Origin of the sequence: Paenibacillus taichungensis (genome assembly GCF_047302525.1) — a bacterium.
In the GTDB taxonomy this organism is placed as follows: domain Bacteria; phylum Bacillota; class Bacilli; order Paenibacillales; family Paenibacillaceae; genus Paenibacillus; species Paenibacillus taichungensis_B.
Genome location: NZ_CP168020.1, coordinates 814,581 through 833,215, shown reverse-complemented (window position 1 = coordinate 833,215; position 18,635 = coordinate 814,581). Strand labels below are relative to the sequence as shown.

Genomic DNA, 18,635 nt, shown 5'->3' with positions numbered 1-18,635 from the left:
TTATATCGCATTTTGAACCTTCAAATCGCTAATATCTTCTTTCCTTCTTATTATTAACCTGAAATAGACTTGGAGTGAACATGCATCTGCAACAAAAAACCTGGGCAGACTGCCCAGGTTCCAATTCGAATACGTTTGTTGACACTCAACTCATTCCAGCTGTTTTACTCCGACTTTTTGAAATCGGCTTGCTGCTGTTCATAGATTTCATAGAAATCATCCCAGACAAGTACATTGTCCTTTTCCTTGCTCCACCATTCTTTGTACCATGTTTCAATTTCCGGGCCACCACCCTGCTCCCACTTTTGCTGCGCTTCTGCAGCAGCCTGCTCAACCGTATACTTACTGCCGCTAATAATGGAACGGGTGAAAATATCATTAATGGCTGTCGTCACATTGGTAAGCTTCACCTGAAGCTCTTTGGGCAGTTGAGGCATATGTTCCGAATGGGTAACACCTTCGCCCACCGGCAGATCGTTCATGTATACTTCCCGCGCTTCCTTGAAGAGACGAAGTCCTTCCTTCTGGGACGGGATTTCCTCACTGAACAGCATTTCGGTGTAACCGCATTTGCCTTCCTCCAGGCGGCTGTACAGCATCGCGTAATCTCCCGCCCAGCTTATTTCCTGTTTGTACTTTTCCTGGTCAGATATACGCGGGCAGCCCTGTTCGTTCAACGTATAATGAGTGCCTTCGAACCCGTTCTTGACCGTTCGGCCTGTCTCGGTTTTGGTCAGAAAATCGATATATTGAATGACGGCTTCCGGATTTTTGGCACGGGCATTCACGACCGCCGTCATCTGTACCGGGTTATTCCATACCATCGTATATTGACCCACCGATGTGGAAGGCAGGGCAATGACCTTCAGCTTGGCATCAGGCACATTCTGCATGAGCGTATCCAGTTCCTTGGCCGCAAATCCGGTGTAATCAGCCGTCATTGCGGCATACATGCCTATTTTCCCGTTCAGGAAATCCTGCTTGGATTTGGCTCCATCTTTGTCAGTCAGAAAATCCTTGTCTACTACCCCCGCCTCAAACAGTGCTCGCTTAAAAGCCGTCACTTCCTTCATGTGATTGGGGCCGACCACGATCTCCCCGTCCTCCTCGTTCACCCAATTGGCATTGTACATGTAACGGAACAATCCGGCAGTGTCCCCAAACTGCAAACCTCCGATTCCATACGTATCATTAGCACCGTTCCCATCCGGGTCATTCTCTGTGAATGCCTTGGCGACCGCCAGCATCTCTGCTTCGTTCGTTGGCACCTCCAGGTTCAGCTTTTCCAGCCAATCTTCACGGATGAAGAAACTGGTCAGCGGAAATACCTCATTCATTCGGCCCACTTCATATAACTTGCCATCACTCTTGATCCCGGCCTTCTTTAACTGTGGATACTTCTCCATCAGCGCTTTATATTCCACACTGGAGTTCTCGATCAGTTCATCCAGCGGCATCAGTTGTTTTTGATTAAATAACGTATTCCGAATAGGCGTTCCGAATTCAAAAATAACATCCGGTGCACTGCCCGAAGCGAACAGCACGTTTAATTTGGACTGGGATTCCCAGCGGGGAACCGCCGTATATTTTACATTGGCCGGGCCGTTCTCATTGATCCACTTGGACCACATGTTATCCTCAATCGTCCCCATACCGCTTGGTACGGCGCCCCGATCATAGATCGTCGACGTTATATTGCCGCGCCCTCCTTCCCCTTCAGCCCGCTCACTTCCACTTCCTCCTGAACACCCTGCCAGTATTCCGCCGATCGAGCCCAGAACAAGACCGGACTTCATCCATGCCTTGATGGATATCGCCATAAGATCAGACCCTCTTTCTTATATAATGTGAAATGAAATAAGCGAATGGCTTACAGCCTGCACTACCCTTTGATGGAGCCCAGCATGACCCCTTTAACAAAGTACTTTTGCAAGAACGGATACACTGCCAAAATGGGAATGACCATCACGATTACGGCCGCTGCCCGAATGCCTTCTGGCGTCAGATTCGAAATCATCGTCGGATCGGTAAAATCCTGCACGTTCAGATTGGACATGATCATATTCTGAACCAGTACAGTCATGTTGTATTTGGAGGTATCGTTGATATAAATCATCACACTCATGAATGAATTCCAGTACCCTACACCATAGAACAGAGCAATGGTCGCCAGCAACGGTTTGGACAGAGGAAGCACGATCCGAAATAACAAACCGAGCTCTCCGCATCCATCGATGCGCGCAGCTTCGTCCACTTCCCCTGGCAGATTTTCAAAATACGATCTCATAATCAACATGTTATACGTACTTACCAGACCTGGCAGCCAAAGTGCACCATAACTGTTCACCAGCCCAAGGTTCTGCACCACCAGATAAGTCGGAATCAATCCGCCGTTAAAAATCATCGTGAATACCATCGCCATCGTAAAAAACCTGCGGTGGTAAAAATGCCTGCGCGACAGCGGATACGCCGCCATAATCGTAACAGCCATACTCAGCCCCGTACCGATTAACGTAATCTCGACACTGTTCCAGAACGCATTCAGGATCGGCGTCCCGGTCAATAGACTGTGATAGGAAAACCAGGTGAAGTCGACTGGCCATAGCCCTACTTTACCGGATACTACGGCTCTCGCATCACTCAACGACAAAGCCACAATATTCAGAAGGGGCAGGATACAGCTGATGGCGACCAATGTTAACAACACATAATTGATCATATAAAAGACTTGTTCTCCTCGTGTTTTTCTCACTCTGCTCCGCCTCCCTTACCACAAACCTTCGTTAAATCGACGTGCAATATAGTTGGCACAATAGATGAGAATATACGCGACCAGCGATTCGAATAATCCCATGGCCGTCGTCAGGCTGAACTGCGCTCCCTGAAGACCTGTGCGATAGATATACGTACTGATGACATCGGCAACCTCGTTCACGTTAGAGTTCTGAAGCATATACACTTGGTCAAATCCAACTTCCATCACGCGCCCCATCGACAGAATAAGCAGCAAAATAATGGTGGAGCGAATGCCCGGAAGGGTTACGTGCCAGATCTGTCGCAGCTTGCTCGCCCCATCCATCTGTGCAGCTTCGTACTGGCTTGGATCGATGGTCGTTAGTGCCGCCAGAAAAATAATCGCGTTAAAGCCCATGTCCTTCCAGATTCCCGATCCAACAAACACGGCGATCCAGGAGCCTTTGTTGTACATGAACGGATACGGCTCTCCCGTCCAGGCTTCCACCCATCGGTTCACGATTCCGTTCTCCAATGAAAATACGGTCATGATCATCATCGCGATGATGACCCAGGAGAAAAAGTGCGGCATGTACACCACGGTCTGCACGGTCCGCTTAAACGCCATGTTTCTCACTTCATTCAGCATGATCGCCAGAATAATCGGGATGGGAAAACCCACGATAATGCTAAGCAGACTGAGAAATAGAGTATTACGGATGATCTCCACTGTGCGCGGATCGCTGAACAAGGTCTGGAAATGTTGAAAACCCACCCATGGACTGTTCCAGAGACCGTCATAGAAGTTATAATCCTTGAAGGCGATGACCAGCCCCCCAATCGGCGCATAACGAAAGATAAGATAAAACAGAATCACCGGAAGAAACATCAATAGTAGCGGAATATTCGTCTTGAAACGGCGAAGCCGCTGCTGCCGGATTCTCTGCCTCACTTCGCTGTCAGGCGGTTCCAGCCTTGGCGGCCCTGCGGCCAGCTCTCCCTTCATGTTCATCACTCCTCTCTGCTGTGGATGTCTATAGTTGTATTTTAGATAAAAATGTAAGCGTAAACATTCGATATTTAACGATCCTTTTTTAAATTTCTACGCAAAATAACCCCACATCGTGGGGCTGTATTCGGTAAGCACTACTTTTATCCCTTGCTCTCATGACTCGGCTGCTTGCGAAATTCGCGGGGCGACAGCCCGGTCATCTGTTTGAACACGGTTGTAAAATAACTGGAGTTATCGAACCCGGTCTGTTCGGCAATGTCCGCCATGCTCTGCCGGGTACTGTGCAGCAGCAACTTCGCCTTATCAACTCTACGCTTGCTGACGTACTGGCTGAAGCCATGTCCGGTTTCTTTTTTGAACAGGTGACTGAGATAATTGGGGGTCACGTGAACATGCGCGGCTGCCGCCTGAAGATTGCAATTGCTGGAATAGTTCATCTCGATGTACTGAAGGACCCGTGTGACCACGTGATCCTGCTGTTCCTGCGTAAGCCGCACCAGCATACCAAGCCATTCTTCACTTTTGCAGCGTGCCCAGGCCATCACTTCCGCTACCGAATGAATCCAGAGCAACGGATCTGGGCCGAACTTGTCGACACTCGCAGACTGCTGAACACGGAACTGCTGCACTAACAGATCGGTCATCACTTTCATGAGCAGCTGAATCTCGGCTTTGCATTCAGGGAGAGGCATCCGGGATGCATTGCTGAATAGTTCATCTATCCGTGCAGCCATTTGCGGCATCTGCTGGTTCAACAAGAATGCTGCCAACTCATCACGCAATCGATCCGCTCTCTCTACTAGACTGTACTGCTCCCTTATTCGGTTATCGGATTGTCGCTGGCAGTATCGCTCATGTGCTTTGCGCAGAACACGACAGGCCTCATCTAGAGAGAAGGGCTTGAGCAGAAACTCCATAGCACCATAACGGATGGCGCGCTGTGCATATTCAAACTCCCGATAGCCTGTCAAAATGATGATCATAATGTCCTGACCACGATCATGGATCTGTTCTGCCAAGTCCAAGCCATCCATCACAGGCATGTTGATATCCGTAATAATTAGATCCGGTGTACAGCTGTTTACGGCTTGCAACGCTTCTTCTCCGTCGGCTGCTTCACCAACCACTTCCCACCCGAGCGGATTGTTGGAAACCAGATGTATCAATCCTTGCCGAAACATCGCTTCATCATCGACTACGAGCATTCGTCCATTCAATGGATGTATTCTCCTCTCAGCATGTTATCTGTTCAAATACAGCAACCTATTCTACCTGATAGGGCAAACGAAGCCGCACCAGCGTTCCCACTTCAGCAGTGGATTCGATCTGCACACCATAAGGCTCGCCATGAATCAGTTCGATTCGTCTGAGTACACTTCTCATGCCAATGTGTTGACGCTCCTCATCAGCGTGCGCCAAAGGTGCCAAAATACGATCCATCATGGATGGGGCCATCCCGCATCCGTTATCGGCTATCTCCAGGATAAGCATGTCCGATTCTGCATCATTTCCCGCGTACCGGAAGCCGCGAATCTCCAGACGACGATTGTCTCTTTTGTCCGCAAAGGCATGAACAAACACATTCTCCACGATGGGTTGCAGCAGCAGCCGAATCACCTGGCACCGGAGCAGTTCAGGAGGAACAGAAATCTCGATCGATAAGGCCTCCTGATACCGGGCCTGCTGAATCTGCAGGTAATGGTCAATCTGGGTCATCTCATCCTGCAGGGTAGTCAACCGCTGGACCGGCTCCAGTGTATATTGCAGCATCTCGGACAAGGCCGTAACCAGACGCGCCGACTTCTCATCTCCAAGCATATAGAACTTCCAGAAAAACATGCTTAATGTGTTATACAGAAAATGTGGGTTCAACTGGGCCTGTATAGCCTTGAGCTCAGCTTGCTTTTCACTTAACTCGCGCTCATAGACTTCATGAATCAACGTATCGATCCGTGATGCCATCGCATTGAATCGTTCTCCGATGAAACCCAGCTCATCCTGTGTCTGAATCCGAACGCGTGTATCAAATTGTCCGTCGCGCACTCTTTTCATCGCGTTAACCAGACTGGCCAGAGGACGCAGCAGCCTACGGCTGATGATGGTAATAATGATCCACGAACACAGAACCGTGGCTGCCGCAGAAAATACAGCAACCTTTACGATAATCTTGCCCTTGTGCTGAATCTGTGCCAAGGATACTTTGCTGATCAACGTGAACTTCGCTTTGTCTGACGTTTGTTTTGTATACAAATGAGCGGTCCCCTGCTCGTCCCTAATCTCGGTTGCCCCCATGCTTAGTTGTGTAAGCGGTGGTGGGTCCGCATCTTGATTATGAAACGCATATACCAGTTTCCCATCTGCATCCAACAAATACGCAGCAATATCTTCATTAAGACGCAGGTCCTTGAGATAGGATTCAAACAGAGAGGTATTAAAGAGGATTAACATGACTCCATACGTTTCCAGATCAACAGAACGCATTAAACGCCCTGCCAGAATCCAGTTGGATTTTTCCTCCTGAAGAAAAGCATCTGCATCCAGACGGTTCCATACATATTCCCCGCCCGTCCCTTCCAGCTTATGGACCATCTCAGCCAAATATGAAGGGTCCATCTGTTGAAACGATCCGGCAAACGTACCGAGATTAAATATGTTCCCCTTAAGATCATAGATTCGAATTCCCATGATCTCCGGTGCATCGAGACGTACCTGATACAACTGGTCATCCAGTTCGTCCTCCAGCTTCATCTGATCGTAGGAGGAAATGCCCGCAGCCTGCGCCTTGATTGCATTTTTCACAGACGGGTTCAACGTAATGTAGTCCGTCACTTTATACATGTCATGTACTCTGGAGTCGAGTCTTGCAAGTACCTGTTCTGCGGTAAGACTATACTGGCGACTCACTTCTTCATTAAACAGCGAAATATGTATGCGATAAGTAATTAACCCCGTGATGCCTGATATCAATACAGTCGCCGCCGACAGAAACAAAATCAGTTTTGTTCTGAATTTAAAGCGTTTACATAATTGAATCCATCTCATCGCTCTTCGCACCTCACCCTTGTCCCGCACCACTTTATTCTTAAAAAAGATATCATACCCCTATGTAAAACAACAGAAAAACCCTGACCCCGTGTCGACGGTAGTCAGAGTTTCTACCTGCTCTATGATAGGCGGTGTGAACATTTTTCGGAACAGTAACTTCCCATAGATGACTATTTGCCGTACGTCTGCTCCAAACGTTCTTCTTCATTGGTGGACAGCAAAATGTTCAGCAGCCCCATCACGTTATTCGCTTCTGTTCTGGCTTCCTTATACTTCTCGGCAAATGCAGCTTCGTCCTGTTCCGGATCTATTGCAGCCAGTTTGGCCCACGAATCGCGGGCTTTATCGTAAAGTTTCGTTAATGTGATGTCATACGTATGCTGCGCGACAGGTGCCATGGAGTCGAACTCCGCTGCCGTCTTGAAAAATTCCATCGAGTCCGTAAAGGACTGACTGGTGTAATCCTTGTTCTTCATGGCATCCTCCGTGAGTAGCAGCGCCTGACGAGAGATAAACAACGTCTTCACCATGGCACGCTCCAGATTGGTTGCTTCTTCCCATGGTACATAGGACACTTCTGGTGCCTGAACGGTAGTGAAAAAAGGAAAGGCATCATCAATCAAACGCTGTGAATCGGAATGAATCGGAATACCTGTGTTCATATTCACTATCGCATCACTATAGTTGGCGATATTAATATTTTTGGAGCCTTCTTCACTTACCCTGCGCACTGGATGATCATTAAGCGGGACACGGATATAGCCAAGCTTGTCCGCATACTTCTGCTTCAATTCCTCCAGTGTAGAGTCCACTCCGATCTTGCCTTCTTCAGACGAAGACCCCGTTGTATCAGAAGTTGAGGAGGTGTCCGCAGAGTCTTCTGCATTCGTATCTGCTGCCGGCGAGTCAGCCGTTGAGGTGTCGGAACTAGTAGTCGTTGTGGCTACCGTGCCAGCATCCTGAGCAGACTCCTTCGTTGTTGCTTCCTTCGCCCCACCGCCACATGCAGTCAATATGGCAACCAAGCTGAAAATGGCCGTGAACATCTTGATTCTATGATTCCATCTCATATCGTATAATCTTCCCCTTATCTTATGTATGTACCTGAATTACATCAACCTCTACTTCAATCCATGAACAGTTCATTCCATAAATATCCTTTCGGATAACATAGATATATCACTATGGAATCTGGTCTTTATTTTATCATAAGTTAAATACTGGGTGTATAAGACAATGTGCCTGCATGCTCACCTGCACTTCTGCCTCTCCTATTCTCACTTACGGAGAGAACAAAAAACACGGTCATCCATGAAGGACAACCATGTTGATATGTACGCTTGGTGTGCTGCATCATTCGTTTCAATTCATCGCGCATGGATGATGCAACAGGTTGCAGGTTCCTCTTATTTGATGCCTTTGGCCTTCTCCATATGATCAGCCCGAATCTGGGGATCCGTGGAATTGACTGCGGACAGCAAGTTGTAGATCGCCTGGATATCCTGTTCTTTATACAACGTTTCGGGGACTTCGGTCTCAAGCCTTTCCGTTTTGCGCAGAATGGTCTCCACCAATTCATGATCATAGATAATCAGTTCATCCGAATTGACATACCGCACAGCTGGATCAACACTGATCCGGCAGCGATTGGTGAAGGTCACCATGGAGACGAGACGAACTCTTTTATAATCGCCGAGGTGTGCCTGAATGGCCTCTACATGCCCTCGGTGCTGCATCAATGGGTTGTACATCTTGATTCGGCTGCTGCTGACTGTCCAGTTGGCCTCTCTTCGGCCGCCACGAATCTCACCTGTTGTCAGGTTTCGTGTCTCAATCACGAAGATTCCCCGCGGACCGATGACAACATGGTCAATCGATGAGTAACCCGAGCGAGACTTGGAATTGGCAACGAGCAAGTCGTTCAGAACTTTGTATTCACCCGGAAGACCATGCAGCTGCTGGGCAGTGCTTGGTTCCTCTGGCTGACGGGTCCAATCTCCATCCGATTTCGTTTTGCGTTTACTGCGGACCATACGTGTGGGAATAGGGGCCGTTGACGGTAAAGATGAAGCGGAAGCTGTTATCTGGTTCGCGAGCTCTGGCTGTGACTTGAACAGAGACAGGATTTTTTTGAACATGGGCAAGCTCCGTTCTATGTAGTATGGGTTTCGCACATCCATTATGTATACTTCTATTCCTTATGTCGGATAAAGAGGGGCAAAAATAAAGGGAAGAGGGCCAAAAATCCATTGTTCAACTAAAGTATATACCAATATTTAACCAATACTGTGACTTTAGACGCATACGAGAGGGGAATTTTTAAAAAAAACAGCGTATTCCTTTCTATTGAAGAAAAAGAACACGCTGTTGTCTTGGTTGTGAGGATTAAGCCTGTAAATAATATGTGTAAAGCACCTGTGTACCCTTCTCATCCAGACCATTGCTGGATATTTCCTGATACAAGGATTCGGCCAGCGCCAGCCCTGGCGTCTTCATGCCCATGGCTTTGGCAGATTCGAGAGCGATACCCATGTCTTTGATAAAATGTTTCACATAGAATCCAGGCTCATAATCGCCTGCGATCATGCGCGGACCGAGATTGCTAAGTGACCAGCTTCCGGCTGCACCGGTAGCGATGCTCTTCAGCACATTCTCCGCGTCCAGACCGGATGTCTTGGCATAAGCGAGTGCCTCGCATACACCCATCATGCCTGAAGCAATGGCGATCTGGTTGCACATTTTGGTATGCTGTCCTGCTCCCGCCTTGCCTTGCAGCACAATATTGGTGCCCATTTGCTCGAACAAAGGACGAACCGCTTCAAAAGCCTCCGTACGACCTCCAACCATAATGGACAGCTTGGCATCCCGTGCTCCGATATCCCCACCAGAAACCGGTGCATCCAATGCATGCAGTCCTTTCGCTTCCGCGGCTTCATAGATCCGTGCAGCCAGCAGCGGACTGGATGTGGTCATATCAATCAGATACGAACCCGGTTTGGCGTTCGCCACGAGACCATCCTCACCAAGATAAATCTCCTCAACATCCTTTGGATAACCCACCATCGTGATGATGACATCACACTCGGCTGCCAGTTTGCCTGGTGTGTCATGCCATACTGCACCTTCCTTCACCAACGCTTCCGCTTTGGCGGCCGTGCGCGTATAGACATGCAGCGGATAGCCTGCCTGCTGGATGTGCCCTGCCATGCTTTTGCCCATTACGCCTGTACCGATAAAGCCAACTTTCGTCTCTCCAGGTGTCTTCGTCGTATTTGTCATCGTAGGTTTCCTCCTATTTCTCTATACTTCGTTTGGAGCTTGTCTTCTAAACTTGCTATATCTGTATGTTAATGCTTTCTGTCTCTTCCGTCTATCTTGTTTCGTCTTCTATTGTTCAAAAAAATAAAACAGGAATCGAAAATCCATTTCCTGTACAACCTAACGGAAACTTCCTTGAACGGAAAGGAGGATTCCCATGAGCCGTGAAAAGGGAGAAATCACGATATGGCTGTCCTTTTCCATCATTTTGTTAAGTGCAGGCCTCGTGTGCCATGTTCTGTCCATTCCGGCGATTCTGGATTATGCAGGCAGAGATGGCTGGCTATCGGTAGTCGCTGCTGCTCCCTTCTTTTTGTTATTTCTATGTATGATGTTCGTTATTATCCGGCGGGTACGCGGACAGCGTTTGACTGACTGGATCACAAGGGAATTTGGCGCAATTCCTTCATGGATTTTCCGTATTACTGCCTCACTCATGCTGCTTTCACTTGGATCACATACCTTATATGAAACAACGAACTGGACGGTATCCACCTATCTGCAATTCACCCCACCCTATGTGCTCGCAGGCGTGGGTGCACTGGTTGCTGCCTGGGCGGCTGCCAAAGGTATCCGTTCCATTGCCATGACTTCAAGTCTTCTGCTTCCATTCGTGATCCTGCTTGGATATTTCGTGATGTCAGCCAACATGAAATACAAGGACTATGGTCAGTTGTTTCCCATCATGGAATATGGTGCCGGTCCCGTCCTGAGGGGCATGATCTATTCGCTTGCCGGACTGATGGAAATCTGGATATTGATGCTGTTCCAACACGATATCAAAAGCAAAATTCGCTGGTGGCATCTTCTGCTGCTCGGGTTATTCATGCTCATCATGGCAATCGGCCCAACGCTGGGAGCCATCGTAGAGTTCGGTCCAGAGGAGGCAGCGAAACAACGAAATAGCCCCTATGAGCAATGGAAGCTGGTGAATATAGGGAAATTGCTACAGCACGTGGATTTCCTGTCCATCTATCAATGGCTAAGCGGTTCGTTTGCCAGAGTGGCTATCTCCATCTATCTTATCGTCGATCTGCTCGATTTTCGCAGACCAATGAAAAGGTACGTTGCCGTTCTAATCGTCACCTTCATCATGTGCGCCATAGCTGTACAGTGGTGGAGAATTGATTACGTTGACTATTATGTAAACCATATTCAATTTCCCGTGATGCTGGCCTATGTATCCACTGTAACAGTCCTGTTGACCCTCGCCGCATTCATACACAAAAAAGACAAGGAGGCTCCCGCTCATGCCGCTCACAACCACACCAAAGAAGAACCCCCCTCTGGCTGAACCATTCCGAATCAATGAGCATAATCTGACGACGTTTTTTGCAGGTTCAGACGATGTGATTATCAGCAGTCATATGATTGGGGAGTCTCCCTTACAGATCGTCGTCGTGTATTGCAGCGGTATGGTAGACAGCAAATCCATATATGATATTATTCTTCCAGAATTGACGCGAACGTACGAGAGAACTCACTTTGTTCGTGCATCTGATATCGAGAAGTCCATTACCCTGCAATGGACAAGCATGGACTTGCAGAACAATCCACTGGGAACGGAACTCATGTCCCTGCGGGTGTTTGAGGGACATATGCTCATCTGCATACCTTCCCTTCAGAAGATGTGGAGTATGGATATATCCAACATTCCTACCCGGACGCCGGATGAATCCAGCACAGAAGTATCCATCCGTGGGTCCCGAGACGGCTTTATCGAACGACTGTCAGTCAATATTGCCTTAATTCGTACACGCCTGCGTACAGCCGAATTAGCTTGTAATATTGAATTAATCGGTTCTCGCTCCGTGACCAAAGTCGCCCTGATGTATATTAAGGATATTGCCAATCCCGAACTGATTGATGATGTCAAGAATCGGCTGCGCAAAATCGACATAGAGCGGATTATGACCGCCAATGAACTGGAGGAATTGTTATCGCCTTCCAAAATCACATTGTTTCCGGTAACCCATTACACGGGCAGACCTGATTTTGCGGCGGAATGTCTTCTGAACGGACGTTTCATCATTATCGTGGATGGTAATCCCAGCGTCATCATCGGACCCGTTAATTTGTTTCTGCTTCTCAAATCACCCGAGGATGCCAGCTTCCCGTTTCTTCCGGTGAATGTGGGTCGCATGCTGCGCTTTATCGGGCTTTTAGTGACCGTATTCTTGCCTGGTTTCTATATTGCGCTGACTTCATTTCATATGGATCAGCTTCCCTTCCCGCTTGTAGCCACGATCTCGGTTGGGCGCATGGGACTGCCTATGGAGTCTGGTGTGGAAATGTTTCTCATTATGCTTCTGATGGAGCTGTTCCGAGAGGCAGGGGTAAGGCTCCCCAGCGCCATCGGACAGACGCTGACCGTTGTTGGCGGATTGATTATCGGGGATTCAGCCATCCGTGCAGGCATGGTTTCCCCGCTCATGATTGTCGTTATTGCCGTTACCGTAGTGGCCGGGGCAACCATTGTGAATCAGGTCATGACCAGTTCTGTTCTGATTCTGCGCTTTTTCTGTTTTGTATTGGGGGCATCCCTTGGCATATACGGGTTCATTCTGTCCATTATCCTGTTCCTAATCTATCTGACCGATCTAAAATCGTTCGGTATTCCTTATCTGACGCCGCTCAGTCCGCTTAATTTCAAACAGGCACTGGCCTCCTTGTTCAAACTTCCGAAAGGATGGATGAAACGCAGACCTGTCTATCTGGAAACGCAGGAGCCACGCAAGGAAGGGAATGATCGATGAAACGGCTCATGCACCGATGGTTGCTAGGGTTGCTAAGTCTCTCTCTTTGTTTCGTGACCAGCGGATGCTGGAGTGCATATGAGATCCAACAGGTGGACTATGCCAAAGCGATCGGGATCGATTACAAGGACGGGTTGTACCACATGTATGTTCAGACCATGGACTTTGCCAGTGTAGCCAAAAGTGACAGTTCAGCCAAATCTGCGGATACCCCTCCCGTATGGGTTGGACATGCAGCGGGGAAAACATTGAATCTGGCTGTAAACGAACTGTTCCGAAGTTCCCAGCTGCATATCGCCTGGGGCCATGTGACGGCCATTGTCATGGCCGAAAGTGTCCTGACAAGCAATCACATCAAGGGTGTGTTCGATATGCTGGGACGCTTCCCGGAATCACGTTATACCACCTGGGTGTACGGCACTCGCGATCCATTGGAGAATATTCTGAGTGCCACGTCCATATACAATATGTCGCCGCTGGACAGCATTCTTCATAACCCCCTTCCGTCATTCCAGGAGGAATCGCTGTTCCCTCCCGTGCTCAGTTTCAAACTCATTTCCACCCATAACGATGCATCCACAACAACCTATCTGCCATGCATCGCCATGAACAAAGATCATTGGTCGCAGAACAAAAAGAATCATGAACTGTTTATCATTGACGGCGCTTTTTTTGAAAGAACCGGGGATGATTTCGAATATTTGCCCCACAGCAAGCTTCCAGGATATCATTGGTTACTCAAAGATATGCGACGTGCGCCATTGATCATTGAAAACGGAGGAACCATCTATGGTGTGCTCAGTGTCGGCTTGCCCAACATCAAGATTGTGCCTGTCATTCGTGGGAATGAGGTTTATTTCAACATCGATGCCAAGTACCTGACCGCCTTGTATGAATATCTCACCCCTATTTCCTATGATGAGATGGTCCAATTTAGCGAGAAGACGTTACGGGATCAAATCTTACAAACGTATCGAGAAGGTCTGAAACGTGGAGTCGATATCTATGGACTTCAGGAGAAGGTTTATCGCAAAAATCCAAGCCTGTGGCGCAAGCTGTCCAACAACGGCACAAAGATGATCCTTACGGAAGATTCCATTCAGAAGCTGGACATTCATATTACCATTCCATATACGGGTAAATTCCGTAGGAAAGTGTAGCCATAACAAATCCCCTGCCGTATGAAACGGACAAGGGGATTGTTTGGTTGATGCTACATTATTTTGTATACGGGAATTAAGGATTTCTCTATTGCGAAGCATTCTTCCTATAGTACTCCATTATTCGCATGCGTGTGGTCAAAATCAGGGTCTGTGGCAGCAGCACCACAAATATAAAAAGCGGCACGATCAGCACCAGATGAGCGGCAAAATTCTCTGCGCCAAACGATGGTTTGGGAAGCTCAAAGAAGTACCACCAGCAAGGGATGGCAACCAGCCAGGTCAGTCCGGTAGAGATAAACAACTCCTTCACCCCGCTCCACAGAAAACAAAACACAACGACAATAGCTAATACATACCACATTTGAAGGGGAATCATCCGGCTCCAAACTAAGAATATAAGTATTGGATACAACAGTGTCGTGCCCCATCGCCAGATGTTGTTAGTGTACAGTTTCATAAGCTTCCCCCTTTGTAACAAGCAACCCTTTTACTTTATAAACAATACTCATTCTAAAAAGTTGGAGATTCTGATCCATTGGTTTGCATGCATAATTACCAATTTACGGCTCATACTACCCATAAGGAAATTATTGAAGGAGTGACAACATGAGGTTAAAAAGCATCATTGTCGTTGGAACGGTATTAACTTGCTCGACTCTGTTATGGGGCTGTGGCAATGCCAATATGAACCACGCTTCGCAGCAAAAGGATACCGTACAAACCGAGAGCTGGAGCGATCCCAAACGGCTGGAGGCTTCCCACCTGGAAGCGTTGGAACGGATGGAAAAGGATCATATTCATCGCATGGTTTCGCTGAATGCGAGCATGGATGAAGACAAAGTAATGACCACGCTTGAACGGTCCACCCAGAAGTTGGAGGAAATGAGACCTCTCGCTGAAATGTTGCAACACGAAGGGCACCCAACGCTGTTACAACGAATTCAGGAGATGGCCGGAGATATCCAAGGCTCGAAACAAGTGGTTGCTGAGATGAAAAAACTGCCTCAGGATGGAAAAATTAAAATGCAGTCCGAAAATTCCGATTCCTTGCATCATATCGGCAGTTTTCGCGATTACCACCAGTACATGCAAGAGAAGATTCAAACTTTGAACAAGGCTAAGTCTGCCACACATTAATTTGTATCAGCTACTCGGATGACGCTGCTCCAATGTATAAACAAAATAGTTAGATGGGAAGGCTCATTCCTATCTAACTATTTTCTTTTGAAGAGGTATTATTGTATCCGGCTGCGATCCCTGCGGTCTTCTCTGTCCGCTTCCTCCATTTTACGAATATATCGCTTCAGTTCTTCTTTATGGGCTTCAAGTTCTGTCAGCTTTGCAGAAGCCCCATCCATAAAGGACTGCATCTTATGTGTCAGCTCTGTTGCGGATGTACCGATCCAATCTTGCTGCAATCGGCCATGAATGGAGCGCATTTTCTGTTCCTGCTGCATGAGCCGTTGCTGCAACTGCTCACATTGCTGAACAGCCCTTCTCAAATCAGACAAGGATACGGATATTCTGCCCATTTCTCATTTCCTCCTGCTAGTCCTTCTATGTAGAAATGCATTAGTGTTGGTCTGCGATTATAAAATCTTCTCTTTTACGTTCAATATATTCCGCAATTTCGCTGATGGATTCCTGATACCAACGATTGATCGCTTGGAGCGTTGCTGTTGCGTTATAGGCGATGGGAGTAAAGGACTGACTTTCGCTGGTAGATATATGTGTCTGAAACATCTGAATCGAAGCCTGGGTATCATTCGAGAAGCCACTTAAACTTAGCCTCATCTCCCTAGCAGCCTGCGCTAACTCTTCCGTTGTTAATTGAATCTTGCCCCCGCCCTTTCCACCAACATTTCCTGTAGCCGCTGCGATCAACGGAGGAATAATGCCTGACATCAAATTGGAGAACGTGGCTAATGCTTCCTGATGGGCCGTCCACCTAGGAGAAATATCAATGGTTTCACCAGTGTTCCGGTCTATTAGCGGTCCTTTTAGATTTCCATTCTCATCAAACTCATATTGATCCATGGAATGATAACCCTTGCCTTCGTCCTTCGAGAATGAATCAAAAAATCTCATGATATCACCAACATGAAGCTTGTCCAGATCCACACCTATTCTTACGTCATGAACTAACATGGGCGAGCCTGCACCCAGAGGCTGAAAAGGGACCTTTAACTGAAACTGAAATTTCCAGTTCTGATACATCGCATTAGCGGTGTCAAAGTCCTGACCTTTATACACGGTACTTCCTACGTGCCTGTCATATTCACTTATTCCTCCAGCCCCTACAGAATCATTGGGATGAACCACGTTAACCATTTTGTTATCAAAATGACCCTCATTCACCTTGGCCAAACTGACATCATCCAGGAGATTCGTTACACTAGGAGCACTATACGTCATCCCAGACACATCCTGACGAGCAGCTACATATTGAGCCAAACCGCCACCCAGAGAATGACCCGTCAATGAAATGTCTGAATCAGGGTACGCCTCCTTCACCGCCTCATACAATTCCTCAGCTTGGTGAAACTGATTATTTTCCCAATCCATATTATCCTTCATAAGCTTGAAGGGACTATTTTTAAATATATTATGACGTTCTGGATCGGTTATCGCATCTTCAAGCCTTCTGGTTCTGCCACCTACGACATCGAAGGCATCTGTCTCAATATCAGCTGTTTTTCCAATAATACCTTCAGGTTCAGTACCTCTATAACCGATGATAACTTGATTTGTTTCTTCATTTCGAAAGATAATTGAATCGAAGCCCGAATATTTTTTATGCAGCGTGGCTCCTTCTGGTTCAACTGCTTTCCAATCTTTATATTTAGCATCTTCCGAGATAACGGTACCCACAGAAATGTCATTTTGGTAAGCAATTGTCGATATTTTATGATATAGTTCATCACTGATGTAATCCTGCATAACCAGTCTCCTAATTCAATGCATTTTTATTCTTATATGTAATCTGGTTTAAATTAAGTGTCTATAGTATATTTATACCATCATATGAAAGCCGAGGTGCTATTGATTTGAAAAAAAGATTAATTTTCTTTTTAGCCTTGGGACTAATTTTTACTATTCTAGGAGGGTGTATGTCTACTCAAGAGAAAGTAATTCTTGCTGATGCAGAGCAGTTTGCCCATAAATACATATTCGATAATTATGGGTTAGATGTTGATTTTACTGAGCATAAGTTTACCCCCGTTGATCTCGATAAATCTGTAGGAATACATGGGCATGTCAAAGGAGACGATGACCAAAAAGTATTTGTACTTGTAAAATACGATCCTTTGAAGGTAGAAACGCTTTCTCTCCCTGAAGGAACGGACAAGAAATAATACATCACATTTGATTGGCACGGCAAGGAGTAATGAAGTGAATATTCTTAATAGAAAATACCTTACATTAGCGTTCTTGTTTATATGGTTCATTTTTGCTTTTATCGTATTAAGCGGATGTATTTCGAACGAACAAAAAGAAATTGTACAAAAAGCCGAAGAAGCAAGTCTCACTTACTTTAAAGAAAACTATGGAATTGATGTAGAATTCACAAATCATAAATTCATTCCGGCTGACTTATCTCATACGGTATCATTGACGGGATATGTGAAAGACAACAAAGATCAAGAAGTATTCGCTATGGTGGATTATGATACCTATGAAGTCAAAACAGGTTCAGTGCCTGATCATATCAAACCTCTTAAATAAATCGATTCATTTCTCACTAAGAAGTAAGATATTGTTTAGAATTTATTTTTTCTTTTGTTTAAGCAGTTCTTTGGGGACAATGGCTGTTTGGACTTCAAACGTATCATAATCAATAAGAATAGAGATTTCCGTTTCTTTGTCGTCTTTGACATGTCCGCTTAGACTAACATTGTGACTAAGATCTTTTGGCATGAACTTATGATCTGTAAACTCAACTTCCGTATTGTATTGATCTATAAAATACTGTTGACCAATTTCTGTGGCCTGTTCAATGATTTTGTTTTGATTGGGCATAGAATTGCATCCTCCAAGGATAAGTAATAGAAGTATAGATATCATAGATAAACACTTAAGCTTTTTAAAAATATTATTCACCCCCTATATATGTGAACTTATACCAAAAGAAGTAGAATCATTATAGTGCATCTTTGGCCTAATGAAGTTATTAGGCAGTGACTGTACACATGATTCCTCCATACCCACTGCCCTCACTTTAACATGCTATTCATTAAAGGGTATTTACCCTAATCATCCATGATTCATTCCACCCACAAGGATACCCATATAAAAATGCTGAACAACACTACTGGCATAAGCCCCCCAGTGGCTAACATGATCCAAAGTGTTACCGGCCTTACATTCTGAAAGTATTGATCAAACCTGTGAAATCGTTCTTTCCGCCATTTGGCAAACTTGAGTTGCCTGATCATATGCTTCAACATTTTATACCGCTGCTTTCCTTCCTCCACTTCTTCCAGCGCACGTCGCAACTCGTCATACAAAAGCGCCTCTTCCTGCTCAGCCACTGTGCTTGTCGTCATTTTGCATTCCCTCCTTTACTTAATTAACACGGTAACGACTCCAAAGTTTGAGATGTTATAT

At 46.5% G+C, this 18,635-nt stretch carries 19 protein-coding genes; 6 read left to right on the top strand and 13 right to left on the bottom strand.

What is annotated here, in order from left to right; genetic code table 11:
* Positions 1 to 164 precede the first annotated feature (164 nt).
* From ACDJ58_RS03765 to ACDJ58_RS03730, 8 genes are all read right to left on the bottom strand, one after another.
* Complete coding sequence (locus ACDJ58_RS03765) at positions 165 to 1,820, bottom strand: extracellular solute-binding protein (RefSeq protein WP_413375632.1); 1,656 nt, start codon at positions 1,818 to 1,820, stop codon at positions 165 to 167.
* Between the two features lie 62 nt (positions 1,821 to 1,882).
* Positions 1,883 to 2,752, bottom strand: coding sequence for a carbohydrate ABC transporter permease (locus ACDJ58_RS03760; protein ID WP_062321002.1), 870 nt, complete (start codon positions 2,750 to 2,752; stop codon positions 1,883 to 1,885).
* Positions 2,753 to 2,767: 15 nt separating this feature from the next.
* The gene (locus ACDJ58_RS03755) at positions 2,768 to 3,739 is read right to left on the bottom strand and encodes an ABC transporter permease (RefSeq protein WP_413375630.1); all 972 of its coding nucleotides are present in this window, start codon (positions 3,737 to 3,739) and stop codon (positions 2,768 to 2,770) included.
* Between the two features lie 146 nt (positions 3,740 to 3,885).
* The gene (locus ACDJ58_RS03750) at positions 3,886 to 4,962 is read right to left on the bottom strand and encodes a response regulator transcription factor (RefSeq protein WP_413375628.1); all 1,077 of its coding nucleotides are present in this window, start codon (positions 4,960 to 4,962) and stop codon (positions 3,886 to 3,888) included.
* Between the two features lie 46 nt (positions 4,963 to 5,008).
* Positions 5,009 to 6,787, bottom strand: coding sequence for a cache domain-containing sensor histidine kinase (locus tag ACDJ58_RS03745; RefSeq protein WP_413375626.1), 1,779 nt, complete (start codon positions 6,785 to 6,787; stop codon positions 5,009 to 5,011).
* A gap of 173 nt (positions 6,788 to 6,960) precedes the next feature.
* Positions 6,961 to 7,860 carry a hypothetical protein gene (locus ACDJ58_RS03740; protein WP_413375624.1) on the bottom strand — a complete coding sequence of 300 codons (900 nt, stop codon included), beginning with the start codon at positions 7,858 to 7,860 and terminating at the stop codon, positions 6,961 to 6,963.
* A gap of 336 nt (positions 7,861 to 8,196) precedes the next feature.
* A complete protein-coding gene (locus ACDJ58_RS03735) occupies positions 8,197 to 8,928 on the bottom strand; it encodes a nuclease-related domain-containing protein (protein ID WP_413375622.1) in 732 nt (243 codons plus the stop codon).
* A 247-nt stretch (positions 8,929 to 9,175) separates the two neighbouring features.
* Positions 9,176 to 10,069, bottom strand: a complete 894-nt coding sequence (locus ACDJ58_RS03730; RefSeq protein ID WP_413375620.1) for an NAD(P)-dependent oxidoreductase — start codon at positions 10,067 to 10,069, stop codon at positions 9,176 to 9,178.
* Positions 10,070 to 10,265: 196 nt separating this feature from the next.
* Here ACDJ58_RS03730 and ACDJ58_RS03725 point away from each other — a divergent pair, with 196 nt between their 5' ends.
* The 3 genes from ACDJ58_RS03725 to ACDJ58_RS03715 are packed head-to-tail and all read left to right on the top strand — an operon-like array spanning position 10,266 to position 14,024.
* On the top strand, positions 10,266 to 11,402 hold the full coding sequence (locus ACDJ58_RS03725) for a GerAB/ArcD/ProY family transporter (RefSeq protein ID WP_413375618.1): 1,137 nt from the start codon (positions 10,266 to 10,268) through the stop codon (positions 11,400 to 11,402).
* Positions 11,359 to 12,864, top strand: coding sequence for a spore germination protein (locus tag ACDJ58_RS03720; RefSeq protein ID WP_413375616.1), 1,506 nt, complete (start codon positions 11,359 to 11,361; stop codon positions 12,862 to 12,864). The genes ACDJ58_RS03725 and ACDJ58_RS03720 overlap by 44 nt, the downstream gene beginning before the upstream one ends.
* Positions 12,861 to 14,024, top strand: a complete 1,164-nt coding sequence (locus ACDJ58_RS03715) for a Ger(x)C family spore germination protein (RefSeq protein WP_413375614.1) — start codon at positions 12,861 to 12,863, stop codon at positions 14,022 to 14,024. Before ACDJ58_RS03720 ends, ACDJ58_RS03715 begins: the two co-directional genes overlap by 4 nt.
* 88 nt (positions 14,025 to 14,112) lie before the next feature.
* On the opposite strand, the gene ACDJ58_RS03710 is transcribed toward ACDJ58_RS03715, so the two are convergent.
* Entirely contained in the window at positions 14,113 to 14,484 is a 372-nt protein-coding gene (locus tag ACDJ58_RS03710; RefSeq protein ID WP_413375612.1) for a hypothetical protein, read from the bottom strand.
* 149 nt (positions 14,485 to 14,633) lie between these two features.
* Between ACDJ58_RS03710 and ACDJ58_RS03705 the strand changes: the two genes are divergently transcribed.
* Positions 14,634 to 15,164, top strand: coding sequence for a hypothetical protein (locus ACDJ58_RS03705; RefSeq protein WP_413375610.1), 531 nt, complete (start codon positions 14,634 to 14,636; stop codon positions 15,162 to 15,164).
* A 98-nt stretch (positions 15,165 to 15,262) separates the two neighbouring features.
* Here ACDJ58_RS03705 and ACDJ58_RS03700 read toward each other — a convergent pair whose 3' ends face one another.
* A complete protein-coding gene (locus tag ACDJ58_RS03700) occupies positions 15,263 to 15,559 on the bottom strand; it encodes a WXG100 family type VII secretion target (RefSeq protein WP_413375608.1) in 297 nt (98 codons plus the stop codon).
* Positions 15,560 to 15,599: 40 nt separating this feature from the next.
* Entirely contained in the window at positions 15,600 to 16,967 is a 1,368-nt protein-coding gene (locus tag ACDJ58_RS03695) for a lipase family protein (protein WP_413375607.1), read from the bottom strand.
* A 170-nt stretch (positions 16,968 to 17,137) separates the two neighbouring features.
* Between ACDJ58_RS03695 and ACDJ58_RS03690 the strand changes: the two genes are divergently transcribed.
* Both ACDJ58_RS03690 and ACDJ58_RS03685 read left to right on the top strand, forming a co-directional pair.
* Complete coding sequence (locus ACDJ58_RS03690; RefSeq protein ID WP_413375605.1) at positions 17,138 to 17,383, top strand: hypothetical protein; 246 nt, start codon at positions 17,138 to 17,140, stop codon at positions 17,381 to 17,383.
* A 37-nt stretch (positions 17,384 to 17,420) separates the two neighbouring features.
* On the top strand, positions 17,421 to 17,753 hold the full coding sequence (locus ACDJ58_RS03685) for a hypothetical protein (RefSeq protein WP_413375603.1): 333 nt from the start codon (positions 17,421 to 17,423) through the stop codon (positions 17,751 to 17,753).
* Between the two features lie 42 nt (positions 17,754 to 17,795).
* Here the strand turns inward: ACDJ58_RS03685 and ACDJ58_RS03680 are convergent, their stop codons facing one another.
* Complete coding sequence (locus ACDJ58_RS03680) at positions 17,796 to 18,047, bottom strand: hypothetical protein (protein ID WP_413375601.1); 252 nt, start codon at positions 18,045 to 18,047, stop codon at positions 17,796 to 17,798.
* Positions 18,048 to 18,292: 245 nt separating this feature from the next.
* Positions 18,293 to 18,574, bottom strand: a complete 282-nt coding sequence (locus tag ACDJ58_RS03675) for a hypothetical protein (protein WP_413375599.1) — start codon at positions 18,572 to 18,574, stop codon at positions 18,293 to 18,295.
* Between the last annotated feature and the right edge of the window lie 61 nt (positions 18,575 to 18,635).

Coding starts and splice junctions, on each gene's coding strand:
- ACDJ58_RS03765 (WP_413375632.1), bottom strand. CDS start 1,820: ATGGCGATATCCATCAAGGCATGGATGAAGTCCGGTCTTGTTCTGGGC.
- ACDJ58_RS03755 (WP_413375630.1), bottom strand. CDS start 3,739: ATGAAGGGAGAGCTGGCCGCAGGGCCGCCAAGGCTGGAACCGCCTGAC.
- ACDJ58_RS03745 (WP_413375626.1), bottom strand. CDS start 6,787: ATGAGATGGATTCAATTATGTAAACGCTTTAAATTCAGAACAAAACTG.
- ACDJ58_RS03740 (WP_413375624.1), bottom strand. CDS start 7,860: ATGAGATGGAATCATAGAATCAAGATGTTCACGGCCATTTTCAGCTTG.
- ACDJ58_RS03735 (WP_413375622.1), bottom strand. CDS start 8,928: ATGTTCAAAAAAATCCTGTCTCTGTTCAAGTCACAGCCAGAGCTCGCG.
- ACDJ58_RS03730 (WP_413375620.1), bottom strand. CDS start 10,069: ATGACAAATACGACGAAGACACCTGGAGAGACGAAAGTTGGCTTTATC.
- ACDJ58_RS03725 (WP_413375618.1), top strand. CDS start 10,266: ATGAGCCGTGAAAAGGGAGAAATCACGATATGGCTGTCCTTTTCCATC.
- ACDJ58_RS03720 (WP_413375616.1), top strand. CDS start 11,359: ATGCCGCTCACAACCACACCAAAGAAGAACCCCCCTCTGGCTGAACCA.
- ACDJ58_RS03715 (WP_413375614.1), top strand. CDS start 12,861: ATGAAACGGCTCATGCACCGATGGTTGCTAGGGTTGCTAAGTCTCTCT.
- ACDJ58_RS03710 (WP_413375612.1), bottom strand. CDS start 14,484: ATGAAACTGTACACTAACAACATCTGGCGATGGGGCACGACACTGTTG.
- ACDJ58_RS03705 (WP_413375610.1), top strand. CDS start 14,634: ATGAGGTTAAAAAGCATCATTGTCGTTGGAACGGTATTAACTTGCTCG.
- ACDJ58_RS03700 (WP_413375608.1), bottom strand. CDS start 15,559: ATGGGCAGAATATCCGTATCCTTGTCTGATTTGAGAAGGGCTGTTCAG.
- ACDJ58_RS03695 (WP_413375607.1), bottom strand. CDS start 16,967: ATGCAGGATTACATCAGTGATGAACTATATCATAAAATATCGACAATT.
- ACDJ58_RS03690 (WP_413375605.1), top strand. CDS start 17,138: ATGTCTACTCAAGAGAAAGTAATTCTTGCTGATGCAGAGCAGTTTGCC.
- ACDJ58_RS03680 (WP_413375601.1), bottom strand. CDS start 18,047: ATGCCCAATCAAAACAAAATCATTGAACAGGCCACAGAAATTGGTCAA.
- ACDJ58_RS03675 (WP_413375599.1), bottom strand. CDS start 18,574: ATGACGACAAGCACAGTGGCTGAGCAGGAAGAGGCGCTTTTGTATGAC.